General features: G+C 53.6%; 17 protein-coding genes. 4 read left to right on the forward strand and 13 right to left on the reverse strand.

Annotated features, from left to right (window positions below; genetic code table 11):
• Positions 1-10: 10 nt before the first annotated feature.
• From ACJ8OK_RS16455 to ACJ8OK_RS16465, 3 genes are all read right to left on the reverse strand, one after another.
• On the reverse strand, positions 11-1039 hold the full coding sequence (locus tag ACJ8OK_RS16455) for a DNA cytosine methyltransferase (RefSeq protein WP_442530693.1): 1029 nt from the start codon (positions 1037-1039) through the stop codon (positions 11-13).
• Between the two features lie 222 nt (positions 1040-1261).
• A protein-coding gene (locus tag ACJ8OK_RS16460; protein ID WP_442530694.1) for an IS3 family transposase occupies positions 1262-2381 on the reverse strand; the annotation gives its coding sequence in 2 pieces (ribosomal slippage) (positions 1262-2123 and positions 2122-2381; 1122 coding nt in all).
• A 68-nt stretch (positions 2382-2449) separates the two neighbouring features.
• On the reverse strand, positions 2450-2626 hold the full coding sequence (locus ACJ8OK_RS16465; RefSeq protein ID WP_442530695.1) for a hypothetical protein: 177 nt from the start codon (positions 2624-2626) through the stop codon (positions 2450-2452).
• Between the two features lie 115 nt (positions 2627-2741).
• Here ACJ8OK_RS16465 and ACJ8OK_RS16470 point away from each other — a divergent pair, with 115 nt between their 5' ends.
• The 3 genes from ACJ8OK_RS16470 to ACJ8OK_RS16480 are packed head-to-tail and all read left to right on the forward strand — an operon-like array spanning position 2742 to position 5585.
• Positions 2742-3374 carry a phage repressor protein CI gene (locus ACJ8OK_RS16470; protein WP_442530696.1) on the forward strand — a complete coding sequence of 211 codons (633 nt, stop codon included), beginning with the start codon at positions 2742-2744 and terminating at the stop codon, positions 3372-3374.
• Between the two features lie 2 nt (positions 3375-3376).
• Positions 3377-4396 (forward strand): site-specific integrase, encoded by a 1020-nt coding sequence (locus ACJ8OK_RS16475; RefSeq protein WP_442530697.1) that lies wholly within the window; start codon positions 3377-3379, stop codon positions 4394-4396.
• A gap of 1 nt (position 4397) precedes the next feature.
• Positions 4398-5585, forward strand: a complete 1188-nt coding sequence (locus ACJ8OK_RS16480) for a hypothetical protein (RefSeq protein WP_442530698.1) — start codon at positions 4398-4400, stop codon at positions 5583-5585.
• Between the two features lie 289 nt (positions 5586-5874).
• Here the strand turns inward: ACJ8OK_RS16480 and ACJ8OK_RS16485 are convergent, their stop codons facing one another.
• Genes ACJ8OK_RS16485 through ACJ8OK_RS16495 form a run of 3 tightly spaced genes read right to left on the reverse strand, consistent with a single transcriptional unit; the run spans position 5875 to position 8057 of the window.
• Positions 5875-7011 (reverse strand): HlyD family secretion protein, encoded by a 1137-nt coding sequence (locus tag ACJ8OK_RS16485; protein ID WP_442530699.1) that lies wholly within the window; start codon positions 7009-7011, stop codon positions 5875-5877.
• Positions 7012-7020: 9 nt separating this feature from the next.
• Positions 7021-7365: a DUF3302 domain-containing protein gene (locus ACJ8OK_RS16490; RefSeq protein ID WP_049242249.1), complete on the reverse strand. Its 345-nt coding sequence runs from the start codon at positions 7363-7365 to the stop codon at positions 7021-7023.
• Positions 7366-7403: 38 nt separating this feature from the next.
• Positions 7404-8057: a DUF3313 domain-containing protein gene (locus tag ACJ8OK_RS16495; RefSeq protein ID WP_033632296.1), complete on the reverse strand. Its 654-nt coding sequence runs from the start codon at positions 8055-8057 to the stop codon at positions 7404-7406.
• Positions 8058-8192: 135 nt separating this feature from the next.
• On the opposite strand from ACJ8OK_RS16495, the gene ACJ8OK_RS16500 reads away from it, so the two are divergent.
• Complete coding sequence (locus ACJ8OK_RS16500; protein WP_261238709.1) at positions 8193-9128, forward strand: LysR family transcriptional regulator; 936 nt, start codon at positions 8193-8195, stop codon at positions 9126-9128.
• A 55-nt stretch (positions 9129-9183) separates the two neighbouring features.
• Here ACJ8OK_RS16500 and ACJ8OK_RS16505 read toward each other — a convergent pair whose 3' ends face one another.
• The 7 genes from ACJ8OK_RS16505 to ACJ8OK_RS16535 all read right to left on the reverse strand — a co-directional run bounded on the left by ACJ8OK_RS16505 (position 9184) and on the right by ACJ8OK_RS16535 (position 16753).
• Positions 9184-10797 carry a DUF2534 family protein gene (locus tag ACJ8OK_RS16505; protein ID WP_442530700.1) on the reverse strand — a complete coding sequence of 538 codons (1614 nt, stop codon included), beginning with the start codon at positions 10795-10797 and terminating at the stop codon, positions 9184-9186.
• A gap of 119 nt (positions 10798-10916) precedes the next feature.
• On the reverse strand, positions 10917-11333 hold the full coding sequence (locus tag ACJ8OK_RS16510; protein ID WP_217904338.1) for a DUF2946 domain-containing protein: 417 nt from the start codon (positions 11331-11333) through the stop codon (positions 10917-10919).
• Between the two features lie 153 nt (positions 11334-11486).
• Entirely contained in the window at positions 11487-12170 is a 684-nt protein-coding gene (locus tag ACJ8OK_RS16515) for a fimbria/pilus chaperone family protein (protein ID WP_021504963.1), read from the reverse strand.
• A gap of 16 nt (positions 12171-12186) precedes the next feature.
• A complete protein-coding gene (locus tag ACJ8OK_RS16520; RefSeq protein WP_442530701.1) occupies positions 12187-14556 on the reverse strand; it encodes a fimbria/pilus outer membrane usher protein in 2370 nt (789 codons plus the stop codon).
• An 81-nt stretch (positions 14557-14637) separates the two neighbouring features.
• Positions 14638-15276 carry a DUF1120 domain-containing protein gene (locus ACJ8OK_RS16525; RefSeq protein ID WP_021504965.1) on the reverse strand — a complete coding sequence of 213 codons (639 nt, stop codon included), beginning with the start codon at positions 15274-15276 and terminating at the stop codon, positions 14638-14640.
• Positions 15277-15324: 48 nt separating this feature from the next.
• The gene (locus ACJ8OK_RS16530) at positions 15325-15966 is read right to left on the reverse strand and encodes a DUF1120 domain-containing protein (protein ID WP_021504966.1); all 642 of its coding nucleotides are present in this window, start codon (positions 15964-15966) and stop codon (positions 15325-15327) included.
• 157 nt (positions 15967-16123) lie between these two features.
• Entirely contained in the window at positions 16124-16753 is a 630-nt protein-coding gene (locus ACJ8OK_RS16535) for a hypothetical protein (protein ID WP_374930106.1), read from the reverse strand.
• Between the last annotated feature and the right edge of the window lie 487 nt (positions 16754-17240).

A 17240-nucleotide genomic window follows, 5' to 3' on the forward strand; every position in this document is an offset into this window, starting at 1 on the left:
CTGCTTCCCCTCATAGACTATTAATAAGTGACTTCCCAACTACCTCCCCTAGTTTTACCGGAACTGCATTTCCGATCAAGCGGCCCACAGTAGCAAATGTGATCTTTTCGCCAGGTTCAGAAAAAACATAGTTGCCCGGAAAGCTTTGAAGGATTGCAGCCTCACGTAAAGAGATAGCCCTATCCTGCTGTGGGTGACCAAATCTACCATTACCAAATCCGAAACAAAGTGTGGTCATTGTAGGAGCTGGCTCGTCCCATTTCATACGTCCGTAAACACTAGTATAGGTTTTACCGCTACTTTTTTTATGGCACGCTGCCACCAACTCTGGATCCCAATCCCTCCATGTTCCACCGGGTTTTGATTGGCGTATCCTTTCTAAGTTCAATGGACTCATACCTTGAGCCACATGCAGGGGGTCTTTAGCATCAGACTGACCTGGTTTTATCTCTGGCAAATGCGAAATGACATCTTTAACTGTCACGTAATTGTCTTCTGAATGAGTTGGAGGGATTAACGCAACGTCGTTAATCTTTGAAGCAAGTAAAACTAATCGCTGTCTTTTCTGAGGAACACCGTATTGTTGGCAATCTACAATACCATGCCAAACTTTATACCCACTGGTCTTAAGGTCTTTTACAAACTCAGTGAAAATCTTATGCTTTTGTAACCTTGGAACATTTTCCATAGTTATCAGATCAGGATCGCACTCTTTAACCAAACGACCAAACTCACCTAAAAGCTTCCACTTACCGTCCTCAGACTCAATTTTACCCTTGCGATAGCTCGAGAATGGTTGGCATGGAGCACAACCAGCAAGCAACCTTAGACCATCTGAGGGCCACAAACGCATCAGATCCTGTCCGGTCACATCGCTAATGTCCGAATTTATGTATTTAGTCTTATTGTTATGCTCATAGGCCCACTGGCAATCCGGATCTAAATCAATACCAGCAATTACATTTATCCCAGCTTGTATTAGTCCATGGGTCAAACCACCCGCACCGCAAAAAAGGTCAATTGCATAAATTTTAGACATAACTTCCTCTCCGTTAACGCCTCCTATTTTAGCTAAGAATGGCTAAGACATCGAGCGACTTCAATACCATAAAGCAATCATTCATAAGCTATTGAAATAGTTGATTTATAGATATAAAACGACTACTAAAGGCAGAAATGTATCATCAAAAGCATGTTTATCATAACCTTTCGACTCCAACATCAATGAAGACTGACCTGCCCCCAGGATTAGATACAACCTTCAGTTAGTAATGTCGGTTGGTTTTTCTTCATATTTCCTGTTTCGCCAGTCCGTTGCGAATTCAGCTGGTGTCTGGTAATCCAGCGATGAATGGGGACGGCACTCGTTATAATCCTGCCGCCAGTCATTAATCGTTTTCCGGGCATGAAGAATATCGCTGAACCAGTGTTCATTCAGACACTCATCGCGAAAGCGTCCGTTAAAACTCTCAATAAATCCGTTCTGCGTTGGCTTACCTGGCTGGATAAGCCGTAGTTCCACACTATGCTCAAAGGCCCATTGATCGAGCGCGCGGCAGGTAAATTCCGGGCCCTGATCGGTTCTTATTGTCGTCGGATACCCCCGAAACAACGCGATGCTGTCCAGAATACGCGTGACCTGAACGCCTGAAATACCGAAAGCAGCGGTGATCGTCAGACACTCCTTCGTGAAATCATCCACACAGGTCAGGCACTTGATCCTGCGACCGTTGGCCAGTGCGTCCATAACGAAATCCATCGACCATGTAAGGTTCGGTGCATCCGGGCGCAGAAGCGGAAACCGTTCGATCGCCAGCCCTTTACGGCGTCGTCTGCGTTTTACGCTCAGTCCATTAAGGTGGTAAATACGGTATACCCGCTTGTGATTGACGTGAAGGCCCTCCCTACGCAGCAACTGCCAGATACGCCGATAACCAAAACGTCTGCGTTCAAGCGCCAGCTCAGTAATACGCCCTGATAAATGTGCATCAGCAGCCGGACGCTGAGCATCATAACGGCAGGTCGACAGGGACAAACCTGTAAGTCGGCAGGCACGACGTTGCGACAGACCGGTCGCATCACACATCAACACCACGGCTTCCCGCTCTGGCCTGTCGTCAGCACTTTCGCCCCAGAGCCACCTGAAGCGCCTCCTTATCCAGCATGGCTTCGGCAAGCAGCTTCTTGAGCCTGGCGTTCTCTTCCTCAAGCGACTTTAGGCGCTTAACCTCGGGCACCTCCATACCGCCATACTTCTTGCGCCAGGTGTAAAAGGTGGCGTCGGAAATGGCGTGCTTACGGCAGAGCTCACGGGCAGAAACCCCGGCTTCAGCCTCGCGGAGGATACTGATGATCTGTTCGTCGGAAAAACGCTTCTTCATGGGGATGTCCTCATGTGGCTTATGAAGACATTACTAACATCGGTGTGTATTAATCAACAGGGAGCAGGTCACAAGTAACGAAGACATACGCGTCCCTTATTTTTCTCCTTTTTGACCATGTATTTAGCCAATTGGCCATGATGGATTTTTTGATAAACAGAGCCGCGAGAAATGCCTTCCCATTCCGCGAACTCTGCAGGTGTAGCCATCTCTTTTGGTACTCGAATTGAAATATCTGTGCTCATAGTGCAGTATCTCTTAGTTTGTTTTCGTTTCATCTCGTTTTATGTGGTTTGGTTTTGCTTTTCAAACCATGAGCGGATATTATGGTCACTTTTTATATGCATCAAGGGTTTGATTATGAGTTTAATCAAGGCAGGGAATGACAGTGGTGGCCGTGATGCGATCAACAGGCTTATTAAGGCCTACAATTTCAGCTCACGTCAGCAGCTCTGCGAACATTTGGAAGTATCTAAAAGCACCATGGCTAACAGATACTTAAGAGATAGCTTTCCCGCTGAGTGGGTAATTCAATGCGCCCTAGAAACAGGAATTTCCCTTCTATGGCTGGCTACCGGCCAGGGGGATATGTATGCAAGTGAGAACGAAGAAAAGAATCTCAAAAACTACTCCCCCCTCACGGTAAGACCACTTTCTAAAATCGTTGCTCCCAGTATCAAACATGCTGAGCTGAAGAACGGCGAGCTGCAGCCGTGTGATGAAATCCTTCTCGATAGCAGACTGCTGGATAGTGAATCTTCCAACTCTCTTTTTGTAAAAACAGCTAGTGATAGTTTCGTTGTGGATACGTCTGTGAAACAAATCAGCAACGGTTATTGGCTGGTAGACATTGACGGCGTTAAAAGCTTCGTTAAGATTGCCCGTATTCCTGGCAATAAAATTGTGGTTCATCAGGATGAAGCATCCTTTGAGGGCGCTGTAGATGATGTAGAGGTAGTTGGCCGCGCAGTAAAAGTCATTAAGAGCATCTAACCATGACGATTAGAAAGCAGCCGAACGGAAAATGGTTGTGCGAATGTTACCCGAACGGGCGTGACGGCAAGCGCGTGCGCAAGCAATTTTCGACGAAGGGCGAGGCTATAGTATTCGAAAACTTCACCATGGATGAAGTGAACAAAAAACCGTGGCTGGGTGAAAAGGAAGATCGGCGACATTTGTCAGAATTGATTGAGCAGTGGCATTCACTTTATGGCCAGACGCTCACAGATCCCAAGCGCCTAATGGCGAAACTACAAATTATCTGCCATGGTCTAGGCGATCCCGTGGCCTCTGAGTTAACCGCCGGTGATTTTACTAAATATCGTGAAGCACGATTAAAAGGTGAGATACGTCACGAAGACGGCACGCTAATGTCGCCAGTAAAGCCCCGCACGGTAAACCTGGAACAGCGTAACTTATCATCCGTTTTTGGCACCTTGAAAAAGCTGGGTCACTGGTCAGCGCCTAACCCGCTCGCCGGGCTACCAACATTCAAAATCGCAGAAGGTGAGTTGGCGTTCTTGGCCTCGGACGAAATTAAACGCCTGCTTGATGCCTGCGCTGATTCTCAAAGTCCTAGTCTATTGATGATCGCAAAGGTATGCCTGGCTACCGGCGCGCGGTGGAGTGAAGCCGAAAACCTTCAAGGTCATCAGTTATCAAAATATCGAATCACCTATACCAAAACCAAAGGCAAGAAAAACCGAACTGTACCGATATCTCAGAAGCTGTATGACGAACTCCCCAAAAACAGGGGAAAGCTATTCACGCCATGCAGAAAAGCTTTTGAGCGAGCAGTAAAGCGGGCCGGTATCGACTTACCTGAAGGCCAATGCACACATGTGCTTCGCCATACATTTGCCAGTCACTTTATGATGAACGGCGGAAACATACTGGTACTTCGAGATATTCTGGGTCACGCCGATATAAAAATGACGATGATTTACTCTCATTTTGCACCAGAACATCTTGAAGATGCAGTTACAAAAAATCCACTAACAAACTTGTACAAATAAAATGACCGAAATAAAATTAGCCAGCAAATCATTAACAGAGTTATTAGAGAAGTTATTCTCTGACGAATCTTTAAACCCTCCATTTGAATTAAAAAAAGATATTGTTTCAGACTTCAATGAGCGATGCAATAAATTCATACAACTAATTAAAGAGTACTCAAGCAGTAACAAAACAAAACTCAAAATAGAATTACTTTTAAATAGAGTTCATGAGTTAAAAGACGGTATAGAAACATGTCTTCAAAAATTTTTATCCGGTGATATTAAAGCTGCTTATGAATGTTTTGAATCAATGCTTGAGCCAGATAGAATCAACAAGCACATTCTATATGTTACAGTTCCATTAAAGTCTATTTGCAACGACAAACAACCGTTGTATCGCGTGAGAAAATCAGATACTCCACTATCAACAAGAACTGATATTTTTCATATCCCATTTTCAAAGCGCCATTTAGTTAGTGCTCAGCGATATTCAGTTGCGGGACTACCATGCCTCTACTTAGGAACATCTTTGTACGTTTGCTGGCAAGAAATGAAGAAACCGGATTTTGATAAATTATATATTTCGGCTTTCACAACAGAGGATTCAAACTCCAGAATCCTAAATTTTGCTCCGAGCCTACTAAATAATATTTATAAAGATGATGAATCAGCAATATCTCTCGTTCAAAGAAAGGCTTCCTATCTCACACTTTGGCCGTTAATAATCGCCTGTAGTTTCATTAAAAAACATGACAATTCACACTTCATGCAAGAATACATAATCCCAAACTTACTAATGCAATGGATAAGCCAGCGTATCCAATCCCCTATTGTAGGAATATCCTATTTCTCAACTAGAATGAAAAAAAGCAAAGATTCATTAAGATCGATAAACGTTGTGTTTCCGCCCAAAGCTACTTATAAGCAAACTGAAGAAAATGATTTTAGCCCCCGCCTTTCTTCTTTGTTTGATTTTACACCTCCGATTTCTTGGCAAGTACTTAAAACATTAGATTACCAGAATTTCGGTGATAAAACGGAAGAGCAAATTGAAGCAATGGAGCACTTAAAATTTCGAGAGAAACGGTTTGGAATTACAGACTTCGATGAGGACCTTGTGAAACTGTACCCCTTGACAGATTTTTATAAACTTGAAGTATGCATCGATAGCATTTTCGATTACGACAAAATCGACGCGCTGACCTAGATTCAATGGCGACAATTTGGCGGCAGAGAGTTAAAAACTGATAAACACCGGAAAACACTAAGAAACTGTTTTTAAATGCAAATACATGTTTTCATTATAGTAGAGATGGTATGTAGAAATTTCGGACGCGGGTTCAACTCCCGCCAGCTCCACCAAATACGTCGCCAGTGAACCAGATAGACCCGGCGATAATAGCGAAAAAGCCCACAACTTCGGTTGCGGGCTTTTTTGTTTTTGTCGTATTCCGAAGGCTCGCCCATTGGCCCGGGCTGTTCCGGGCCAATGCGGGCTAGTGATCCAGATAGAGGTAATGCAGCCAGCTGGTCATGCGCAGCAGCACTTTGCGCATCACGGAGACGTGCTCGAAGTGCCCGGTATAGACCGCCGCCTGGGCGCTCACGCCGTCGGGCAGATGATCCAGATCCGGGTTGGCTGCCAGATCGATCATTACGTACACCCCTTCCCGGCCCGGCGTGGCACTCAGGCCCTGCAGTGCGCCACTGGCCTGGTAGCTGCCGTCCGGTATCGCCGGTAGCACCCGGCTCACGGTGCCGCCATAAACCTGTCCCGGCAAGCCGTTGAACACCACTTCAGCCTGATCCCCCTGCGCCAAGCGCAGGATGGCGTTCTGGCGGAATACCGCCACCACCTGGCGCTTTTGCTGCGGGATAAAGATCATCACCGGTTTGAACGGCAAGCGAACCGCCGCCGTGCCCGGCCGCGCCAGCACCTGCGTGACATAGCCATCGCTCGGCGCACGCACCACCGTTTGTTCCAGGTTGTAACGCGCTTCGGCTATTTGCGATTTCAGGCTGGCTATCGTGGCGTCTTCGCCGTCATAGCGTCCGGACAACCGAGCCTGTTCCTGTTGGAACTGGGCTTTCGCCGCCTGCAGTGCGGCGGATTGCGCCTGGTACTGCTGCTGCGCATGGCTGACGTCCTGCTCCGAGAATGGGTTGACCGGCATGGCCGCCCCTTTCGCGTAGCGCTGGTAATCCTTACGGGCACGCTCGTATTCCGCGTTCGCCCGCTGCACGTTGGCGGCGGACTCGCTGAGCGCCGCCCGTCGCGTCCTGATCTCTGCCTCTGCTCCGGCCAAGTCAGCCTCCAGTCTGGTGAGCCGCGCGCGGTAGCGGCTGTCGTCGAGCCGGAACAGCACCTCGCCTTTGCGCAGAAGCACGTTGGTTTTCTGCGTCACTTCAACGATCATGCCCGAGACCTGCGGCACCATCGGCACCGACACGGCAATTTTCTGCGCCCGATCGCTGTACGGATGGTTGTAGTTCATCGTCAGAATCAGCGCGCCGACGATAACGATCCCGCCGAGTACGGCGGTCGGCACGGTCCATTTGTTGACCGGAATGCGGAACAGTTTAAATACGCCGTAGCTCAGCGCCACGTAGCTGAGAATAATGAGCAAATCCATAGGCTACGCTCAACTTACCGTGGGGCCGGGAACCGCCGTCGGCTTTTCCTGCAGGCGTTGTAATTCCGTTTCGAGCAGCGCGATGCGCGCCTGCAGATCCGTTGAGGGTTCCGCCCTTTCACTCATGCCCCAGCCGCGTTCCGGCCGATAGAGCGTTGCCCAGATCCACAGCAGCGGCCAAATGGCGTGTAGCGTAAACAGGCTGACCCAACCGGCAACGTGAATCGCATCCTGATGCGGGTGCCGGCGCTTTTTCGCCAGCAAATAAGGAATGTCATGAATAATAATGACGCCGTAGAATAATATCAGGAATACCGCAATCAGTACGCCTAACGCAAAATAGTTAAGAAACATGTAAAGTCCTGGTTGAGAATAATGGAAATAAATAATCTCTATAGCGTGTTATATTGTCTGATGTCGTTGGCGATGGTATCGATGGCGTTCTTCACGTCGGTGACTTTCAGCTGTGCTTTCTCATTATTAAGATTTTTTCCCGAAGCCTTACGCACCACTTTAATCACTGGCTGGTTGGTCGCGGCATCGATAAACTCGCCTTCCATATAAACCGCACTCTCCATGGTGCGGTGCCCGGTTACGCTTTGCGTGGCGGCGATCAGCAGCGTGATTGGCAAGACTTCATAGACCTGCAGCCCTTTCTTCTGCGTGTCGATCGCCGTGATGGCGCCGCGGAAGATCAGCGTATGCTCGCGCGGCATGTCCACCAGCGTAAAGTGGGTGCCCATCGCCTGTTTAAACTGCTGGTTGGTGTAATTCAGGATATTGTCGAGCGCGCGTTGGCTGACCATTTCGCTCGGTTTCGGCCGCGGGAAATAGATCATCGGTTGATACACCAGATATTGATAACGGGAAAAATCGACGCTCTGATCTTTCCAATATAAAACGTCTTTACCGGACGCGGATTGGCCTTTGTTAATATCGTTATAATTGGTCAGAAAGGTCGAATATTTTTCTTTTTCGGTCACGGCGGACGAGCACGCGGCCAATAATAACAGCGCAGGTAAAATCACCGTTCTTGTTACTTTCATTGACGGATTTCTCTTTATTTTTGTGGATAGCAAATAATCAAATCGAATGATACCTACCCGCCCGTGATAAGTCATATGACAATGCCGCCAAAGATGTATATCATTTTTGATATACATACTCATACGAGCCAGCCAGTGAAAGAGAAAGACTTCCGTATTGAAGAGCTCAGGATTGTAAGCGTCATTGCCGAAACGGCGAGCGTCAGCAAAGCGGCGCAGCTGCTGGATATGCCGCAGTCCAACGTGTCGCGCGCCCTCACCGCGCTGGAGCGGCGGCTGGGTCTGGAGCTGTTCTTGCGCGGCCCGCGCACGTTGTCACTGACCGAGTTCGGCGAACAATTCTTGCGCCGCGCCTCGCAGTTGCTGAACGAGCATAGCGATCTGCTCGATATGGCCGGCACCTATAAGCGCAGTATGAGCGGCGTGGTCACGCTCGGCGCGCCGATAGGCATCCACGCTTTCCTGGCCAGCTATTTGCTGCCGCCACTGCTGCACGCTGCGCCGGCGCTGACTGTCGATCTGGTGACCCGCAACCCCGACGAACGTGAGAAAAAATATGGCGCAGTATTCGACAGCGACTGCGATTTGCTGATCAGCTTTTTCCAGCCGCAAAACGAAAGCCTGATCGCTAGGCCCTTTACCCGTTTTCGCGTTGGGCTGTTCGCCGCGCCGGATTACATCGCCCGCACGCCGCTGAAGGAGCTGGATGAACTGTCGCAGCATCGCTGCATTACCTTGCGCATGCTGGGCGGCATCCGCAATACCTGGAGCGGCTACAATGCGCAGGGGGAGTTGGTGCAGGTCGAGATCAACGGCGCCAGCGTCTGCGATAACATTCTGCCGGCGATCGAGCTGGCCAAACAGGGCCTGGGCATCGTCTACGCCCCGTATTATTCCGTGGCCGCCGAGCTGGATGCCGGCACACTGCAGCCTTGCCTGGCGCGCGAGCGCGGCATCGATATGCAGGCCTACCTGATCTACCGCCGGCGAGGCGTGTTGCCGCACCGCGTGCAGGTGACGATGGACAGCATCATGGAAAGCGTCAAACTGCACGCGCACCGGCTGATGTAACCAAGAAAAACCCCGCCACAGCGGGGTTGAACGCCTCACATCGGCGCAAAATACCTCACCGCCCCTCTTTTTCCCCCAGGAAGAAATACCACAGCGGAATGGAAAGCAGCAGGGTGAACACCAGCGTATACAGCAGCACCATCAGGCTCTGCATGATCACCATCTGGGCGCTCCAGGCGCCGATCGGCAGCTGAAATTGCTCGACGGTACCGCCGAGGATCGCCCGGCCCATCACGCAACCGACCGCTACCGCCACCGTCGCCACCGCCGCGCGGAACTTGCGCACCTCGGCGCGGCGGGCGGCCGCTTCCGGCGTTTCGTCCCGAAGGCCTTGCCGCTGGCCGCGCCAGCGCCACACGTCCACCAGCAGCAACGCCGCGAGGCTCACGCCCATTACCGGCAGGCAATAACCCAGCGCCGCTGCCACCAGCAGCGTGACGGCGCGCGACGGCACGGAAAGCGCCAGCCAGGCGGTGACCAGCGTATGCACCGGATGCTGCGCACCCGCCGCCGGGCGGCGCATCCACCACATGCGGTAACCCAGCACGATCGTCAGGCACAGCCCTAGGCCGAACGCCGCCAGCAGCAGCTGATTCGGCAAGCCGAACAGAATGCCCATGTGGGCGTCGATGCCCCAGCGGGTCAGCTTGGCGATGAGCGGGAAGGTGCCGAACCGCACCTGGTCGACGACGGCGAAGCTTTGCGGCGCGATGGCGACCGCGTCCACCTGCGTTGGCCAACTGCGATCCACTTCGGTCACCGTCCAGGCTTTGCCCTCGCCCTTCGGCTGGCGCAGCTCTATCTTGGCGGCATCGATCCCGGCGGCGCGCGCGGCGTGCAGCGCCCGATCCCAATCGCCGTTCAGCGCATTGGCCTGTGCGGCAGGGTTCATCTTCATGCCCGGCATCATCCCGCGGTGCTCGGCGTGCGGATCGGCCGGCGTCTGCGGCGCATCGGCCTGCAGGCTGGCGTTGACCTGCGGCGTCAGCCAGCCCAGGTTGGCCCGCAGCGCGTCGATGTTGCCGCCGGCCCACTGCGACCAGGTCAACCCGGTAACCGAGAAGAACAGCAGCCCGGCCAGCAGCGCTACGCCCAGCGTGATATGCCAATGGCGGTTAGCGGCGAAGCCCCCTTTCACCCTTTTCAGCTTGCGCTTCGGCCGCGTCGCCAGCCACAGCGCCACGCCGCCCAGCGCGGCCACCCACAGCCAGGATGCCGCCAGCTCACTGTAATTGCGGCCCATATCGCCGAGCAGCAGGCTGCTGTGCAGCTTATCCAGCCAGGTGCGCAGCGGCAGTACGCCGGAGGTGCCGTACACCGTCATGTCGCCCTTGATCGCCAGCGTGTAAGGATCGACAAACAGCGCGCGCGACTCGGAAGCGCCCAGATCGGCTCCCACGAACTGTACGCGCGTGGTATCCGTCGCGCCGGGCGCCGGGCGCACGGCGTAAATGCGCGTCTCGGCACCCGCCACACGGCGGGCGGCGGCGATTTGGTCGGCCAGCGATCTCGCCTGTCCGTGCGGTTCGGTGAAAAGCGCATCGCGATACAGCGCCTCTTCAAGCTGCGGGGTTAGCACATACAGCGTGCCGGTCAGTGCGGCGACCAGAATAAAAGGGGCAACCAGCAGGCCGATATAAAAATGCAGCCGTCTGATCAGGTTCAGCATCGCGCCTCGCGGCGATGCGGCAGGTGGAGTTTTGGTTATTGAAGACATGGCCTTTCTCGTTTTTCAAACTGTGCACGCAGGCAAACCGTCCGCAGCGATACGGACGGCGTTACCCATGATCAAGCAATAAGGAAAAACGGCTGGCCGGGCGGCCCGCGCGGGCTTGGCCGCAGAGCAAGGCGCCGAATGGGCGGGGGGACGATGCGTGGCGCGCAAGGCAGGCGCGCAATACGCGCCATCAGCCACAGCAGCGGGACGAATACCCACAACAGCAGCGGCACGTGGATCAGCAGCTCACAATAGCCGCAGAAAATCATCTCCGCCGGATCCATGCCATGGTGGCCGGCATGCTCGGCGGCGGGCATCGCCATCCCATGCATGTCATGCGGCATGGCGGCTGCCGGCTGCGCCATGCCGCCCATCATCTGATGGTGCATCAGCGATTTCGACACCACCGGCGCAACAAACAGCAACAGCACCGCCATAATGGCGATGCAGGCGGTAAAGCGTTGCGGTAGCTGGCGTGGCACTCTCATCGCGGCGGCGAATTAACCCGGTCGGTGGCGAACAAGCGGCCAGTGTAACCCGCTCTACCTCCGGGGTGAACGAAAAAACGTTTCATTTCTCGCGGCATTCACCATGCCTAACTACATCTCTTGCTTATGCAAGGCGTCTGATTTTCATCCAAATCACTTCACCGTCAGCGTCACCGCATCCTGCTTGAAGCCATAGCGGCTCAGCGGCGTGATGACAACCGACGTCGGCTGCCCTTCCACCGCCAGCGTCTGTGTCTCGCCCGCCATCAGGTAGTAGTTCTCCAGCGTCACCACCTTGCCCGACGGCTGCAACGTCAGCTGCGGCGCCAGCCGCACCACGTGCAACCCGCCGTTGGTGAGCGTCAGCCGACCGGCTCCTGCGCTCAACCGTAGGTCGTCCCACGGCGTCTTGCTCACCGCCACCGCTTTCGGCTGCAGAATCAGCCCGATGCTCTGCCGTACCGGCATCCGCGCGCTGTTGTCCACCGCCTGCCCTATCCCCTCGAACGACGCCTTCAGCATCACCTCGTGCGGCAGCGCCGTACCCGGCTTCAGCACAAAGTTCACCTGCTGGCTCTGCCCCGCCTCGATGCGCGCTATCGGCGGCGACAGCAGCACCGCCTTGCTGAACCCTTTGCCATCCAAATCCTCCACCTTCGTCGCCAGCAATATCGGCTCCGACGAGCTGTTCCTGATGCTGAAGCTCACCCGCCCCGGGTTCTCCTCCAGCACGATGCCCATGCTCTCCAGCTGAAACGACGCCCCGGCGGAATGCGCCAGCCCCAGCGTCAACCACAGCCCGCCCAGCAGTTGCGCCAGTCTCCGTTTTATCGTCATGATTGCTCCTCTCTTCTCATCCATTATCGGACGAGCCGCCCACCGCACGGCAGACGCCATCGCCCTCTTCGTACAACACCGACGGGTCGAACGCCGCCGGCACCGCGTAACTCACCACGCATTCGTTCATGTTCAGACGCCGCACCCGCAGCGCCTTGCCGATATCGTCGTTCACCAGCATCAGGTTGCCTTCGCCTATCAGCGTGCCCAACAATTGGCCCTGTTCATCGTACACCGACGCCCCGGTCGGCAGCGGAGCGCCGCTTTCATCACGCAAAGTCAGCAGCAGCTGGCGCACTTCGGTCACCCGAAAGCGCCTCTCCGCCACGGTGCCGCGCGCCAGCTCAAGCGCCGCATCCGTGCTGTCCAGCCGTAGGTTCAGCGGTAGCGACAACGTATCGACCTGAGCACGCAGCGGCATGTAGGGCATCAGCACCGGCAGCAGCGCGTCACCGGCGAAATCCGTGACGCCATTGCCGCTGCCCGATATTTTCACACCGGACTGTCCTGGCACCTTCATCACCGCGAAGGTGTCGCCGATGCGCTGCGGCGACGTCACCCAGGTGCCGTTGGCCACCCCCAGCCCTCCCGACGACGACAGCGACAGCGATGTGCTACCTTGCCCGCTGCGCGAGGCGCCCAACCCAAGCCGGGTATAGGGCGTCTCGCCGTTCAGGTTGCCGGCGCTCTGATAGTCACCGTCCGCGTCCCGCGTCACGTCCAGATAGCCATTGAGCCGTTCGCTCAACGGCCCCTGCCAACTGCCGCCCAGCGTCATTTGCTTGTTACGCCGCGCCTGCAACCGGCTGCTAACGCTGCCCCCCCCCCAAGGCAGACTCAACCCGGCATAGACCGCAGCACGATCATAAGCGGAAGACTGTAGGTTAACGCTTAACGTCGCCCGGCCCAGGCTCGCACCATATGCCAGTGCATGCGTCCAGCTGCGCCGGCTGCCGCGGTAATAGCGTTCATGCGACAGTGAGTAAGCCAGCACGCCGGCGTTCAGGGCCCGCCAGGAAAGTGCCAGCCCGCCGCTGTAGCGCAACCGTGCCGTCTCTGCCTCTACTGAGGACGGGTTTAGCAGCCCTTCGTCCGCCTCCCGGAAGCCTTCCGTGCGGTACTGTGACGACAGAGACAGCGCCAGACTCCGCCCCATAGCCACCTGCCCTTGGGTCTCCAGCTGCGCGCCAGGCTGCCGGCCACGGGTGAAAATAGCACTGCCCGATAACCAGTTGCCGCCGTCGTCTCCCAAACTGCCCTGCCAGCCCAGTCGTTTATAGGTATGAGCCAACAAACCGCCCACCGTTATCTGCCCCTGGCCGAGACGGAACGCCTTCTCCCCCAGCAGCAACGCTGGCGGCGATGCCCCATAATGGTCGCCCCCGTAGGGCTGATAACGCCCTGCCGCCAAACGATAGCCGCCCGAGCGATCCGCTGGGTCGCCTGTATCGGGCGTGACCGTAAAGCGTTGCCGCCGCCCGTCGGTTTCGATAACGGTGACCTCTGCCTCCACCCCGGCCATCACCGGCCCCAACTCGCTCAGCGAAAACGGCCCGGCTGGTAGCAGGGTGCGGAATATCAGTTGCCCGTGCTGTTTGACCTCTAACGTCGCCGGGTTCACAACGCTGCCCTGCAGCGGCACTGTCAGTGCAGCGTTGTGTCCTCCGATATCCACGGACGCCAGTTGCCCACCGCTCAGCGGCACGTTACCACTTAGTACGCCGCCGGCACTGAATTCGCCGAGCTGCACAAACGCACCCCAGCCAGGAAAATCTTTGCTCGCCGAGGTTTCGTACACCTCGAGCCGGCTACCGTTCTCGTCGTTGCTGTAGCTCGAACGGTTGCGCAGTACCCAGTTGCTGAGGTTGATGCCCGGCTCCAGCATCGCCTGCAGCGTCTGCTGATTGCCGTAGCGCCCCTGGCGGCGGTTGGCGTAAAGATCGTAGTTCAGCAGCAGCGCATGGCCACCTGACTGCTCGGTACGCAATTTATCCGGGTCGAACGCCACCTCCGGCAGGGTTATTTCCACCCGAAAGGCGCCGGGAAATACCCTCACCACCGCCTGCGGCCAATACGTCTCAAGACGTTCGCAGCGGCCTGGAGGCGACGCAACCCGTAAACGCAGCGTCTGTGCTAGCCGTTCATCCAGGCATAACTCACCTTCAGAGTCGAAGCGCACCTCCTCCTGGTAGCGCTGCGCCGCGTTGACCTCCAGCATCACCCGGTGTACGCCCGGCAAAAACCGAGCGGTATTGAAAAAGGCAGCGATGTCCGCGTTATACCCCAGTTGCGCCAGGGTTTTGACATCGAATCCGGAGGCAGCAGTTTTCGTCATCGGCCAGACCAACAGAAACAGCAGTGCCGATGCGCTTTGCCTGATAGACACGTCATCTTCTCTGGGTTAATTCAGGGAGTGATAGATTCAGAAAAAGGGGGAGAGAGCTCCCCCTGCGCTATCTATCCGGTATTACAGCCCGAAGCCGAACTCCAGCGTGGTAGACCCATCCAGACTAACGTCTTCACTCACCCCGCCGTGCATATCGCCGCTTTTGGCCAGGAAGGCTTCAACCAACAGCTGAGCGGTGAAGTTTTTACCGATAGCTAACGTATTGCCTGAAGCTGAGGCCCAACCCACACGCTTACCGTGCTCAAGATTAACCACGGTTTGAGGTGAAGTGATCGACGTGTCTGAAGTAACGAACAATCTGCCAGTCACCCCATCAATCTGAGGGAAATAGGCCTGAATCGAATAGAACCCCAGCTTACCGGTAGTATTGACGTTACCGAGGCCAAAGGTTTTTCCTGTCTCACTGGCGCTGCCCAGACGGTTGTCGATAACGTTAAAAGTCATCGGTGTTTCAGCATCGCATTTCACCTCCATGGTACTGCCGCCTTTAACTCCCAGGCTAACCGGCTTGTCCTTGCTGATTCTCGTATGGCTGATGCTGCCATAATCGAAAATGCCCTCGTTAGGGAGTTTGACCTCACAGGTCGGCGCTATCAGTTCACCCACTACTTTAATTTCCGCGCTCGGGCCGGCGGCCAAACTCCCCCCGGTAACAAGCAGCGTGGCAGCTACCATCATGCGCAACGCAATTTTATTCATTAGTCGACATCCTTATATCGCTACAATCCAAATAACTTTTTCAGGCACTCAGATGCCGTACGCAAAATTAAGGGTGGAAGATCCATCCAGTTTTACGCTATCGGTAATAGGACCGTTCATGTCTTTAGAAGAAGCCAAATAAGGTTCAACCTCCAGCATTACGGAGAAGAGTCTTCCGCTGTTTTGAACATTACCCGACTTTGCCCAACCCGTGACGTTGTTTTTATCGACATAGGCCGAACTGACGGTAGAGAATGTCGTGGCGCCTTTCTGAACGCTGTACAGTGCTGAAGAAACGCCGTTAACTGCGGCATTAAGGGCATTGACTTTATAATAACCGAGTTTGCCGGAGCCATTGACACCACCCAGGCCAAAGTTGGCGCTGCCCGTTACGCTGGCAGTGCCTTCGCGGTTATCGACCACGGTGAAATTCAGAAAGGTTTCGGCTTCACAGTCAACGACCAACTGTTTTTGCGATTTAGCCAGCGCGGTGGCTGTTGTGGAGCTCACCAACGCATTGGACAGCTTGCCAAGATCGAAAACGCCATCGTTAACAATGGATACCTGACAAGACGGTACCGCCATTTGCCCTTTGACCTTCAGCTCTGGTGACATAGATGCCGCAGAAACCTGATTCGCCATCATCAAGACTGCGGCGATGCTTGCAGAGATTACTGTTTTTTTCATCATGAATATCCATACTCATAGTTAATATTATCCTGTTCAAAAAAGATGGCAGGATGTTAAACGAGGATAAATCCCCTCTTGCTCAATCAAATTCGTTGTCTTCACCCGCACAGGCGTAAAAACCAGGTATGAATTTGACACTGCGCATTTATTGCTTTATTCAGAGCCCAAAAACAAAATTCAACGTTACCGAACCGTCCAGCTCCACTTTATCGGCAGTGGGAATGTCGGCAGCCAGAACCGGCGTCACCGAAATATCCATGGTATAAGTACGACCAAAGGCTCGCGTCGAATCCGCCAGCAACCAATCGGTACGCTCACCGGAAATCAACGCCACTTCGCTACCTGGTGAAGTCCCGGCCGCATTATGTGCGCGCAAAGCTGCCGGAACACTGTTCACCGTAGAGCGAGACAGGCCCAACATAAAATACCCAATGGAGTTCCCATCGGACGCATTCCCCAGCCCGAAACGACTCAGGTCCGACCCGTTGCGGCTGGCAGAGCGGTTATCCATCGGAATGAGCGCCAGGTAAGCATCGCCCTCACAGCGCACCTGCCAGGTTTGTTTCAAGGCCGGCAATCTCTGTACCTTCCCCCGGGGGCCTTCCCGCACGGTGCCAAAATCATAAACGCCATCGTTACCGGCAATAACGGTGCATCCTGAATGCTTTATTTTCCCGGACACTTTCAACTCAGCAACAGGCGCGGCAATAAGTTGACCGGGAAAAAACATCAACAGGCTAAATACGCTTATTGGCCATAATTTATTTTGCAACAGTCTCTTTTTCATCACAGTGTGGTTTCCGTTCCCATTAGTCCATACCCTTTTAATCACACAAACCATTGACGAAATAAATACTTATTCATTCCAATGCGGAGGCGAAAAAAACATTCTCTCATTAGAGAGTCATCAATTTATTTTTCGAGGTACAGCTCAGTCGCGTCGTTTTCGCCACCGATACAGTAAGCGCTAATCTAGCGTCCCAGAGCGGGGATTAAAATATAAACCTATACACCATCAACAATTCAGAACATAAGGTAAAAAAAATAGGTAAAAATAGATAAAAAGACATGAGAGCAGAAAAAAAACAACAATACAGCAGACAAACACCCATGATAATTATGCATAATTACCCAGCACAGATGTCAGTTAATGACATAAACAAAGCATTAAACTCAAATGAAATAACCAAGATGAATCTTTTCATTAGTTTCAATACAATAGCGAATAATATACCGTCAGTCAGACGCTCCCAATTCAGATTCAAAGAAAAAAC

Origin of the sequence: Serratia sp. CY71090, assembly GCF_052166845.1 — a bacterium.
GTDB lineage: Bacteria > Pseudomonadota > Gammaproteobacteria > Enterobacterales > Enterobacteriaceae > Serratia > Serratia nematodiphila.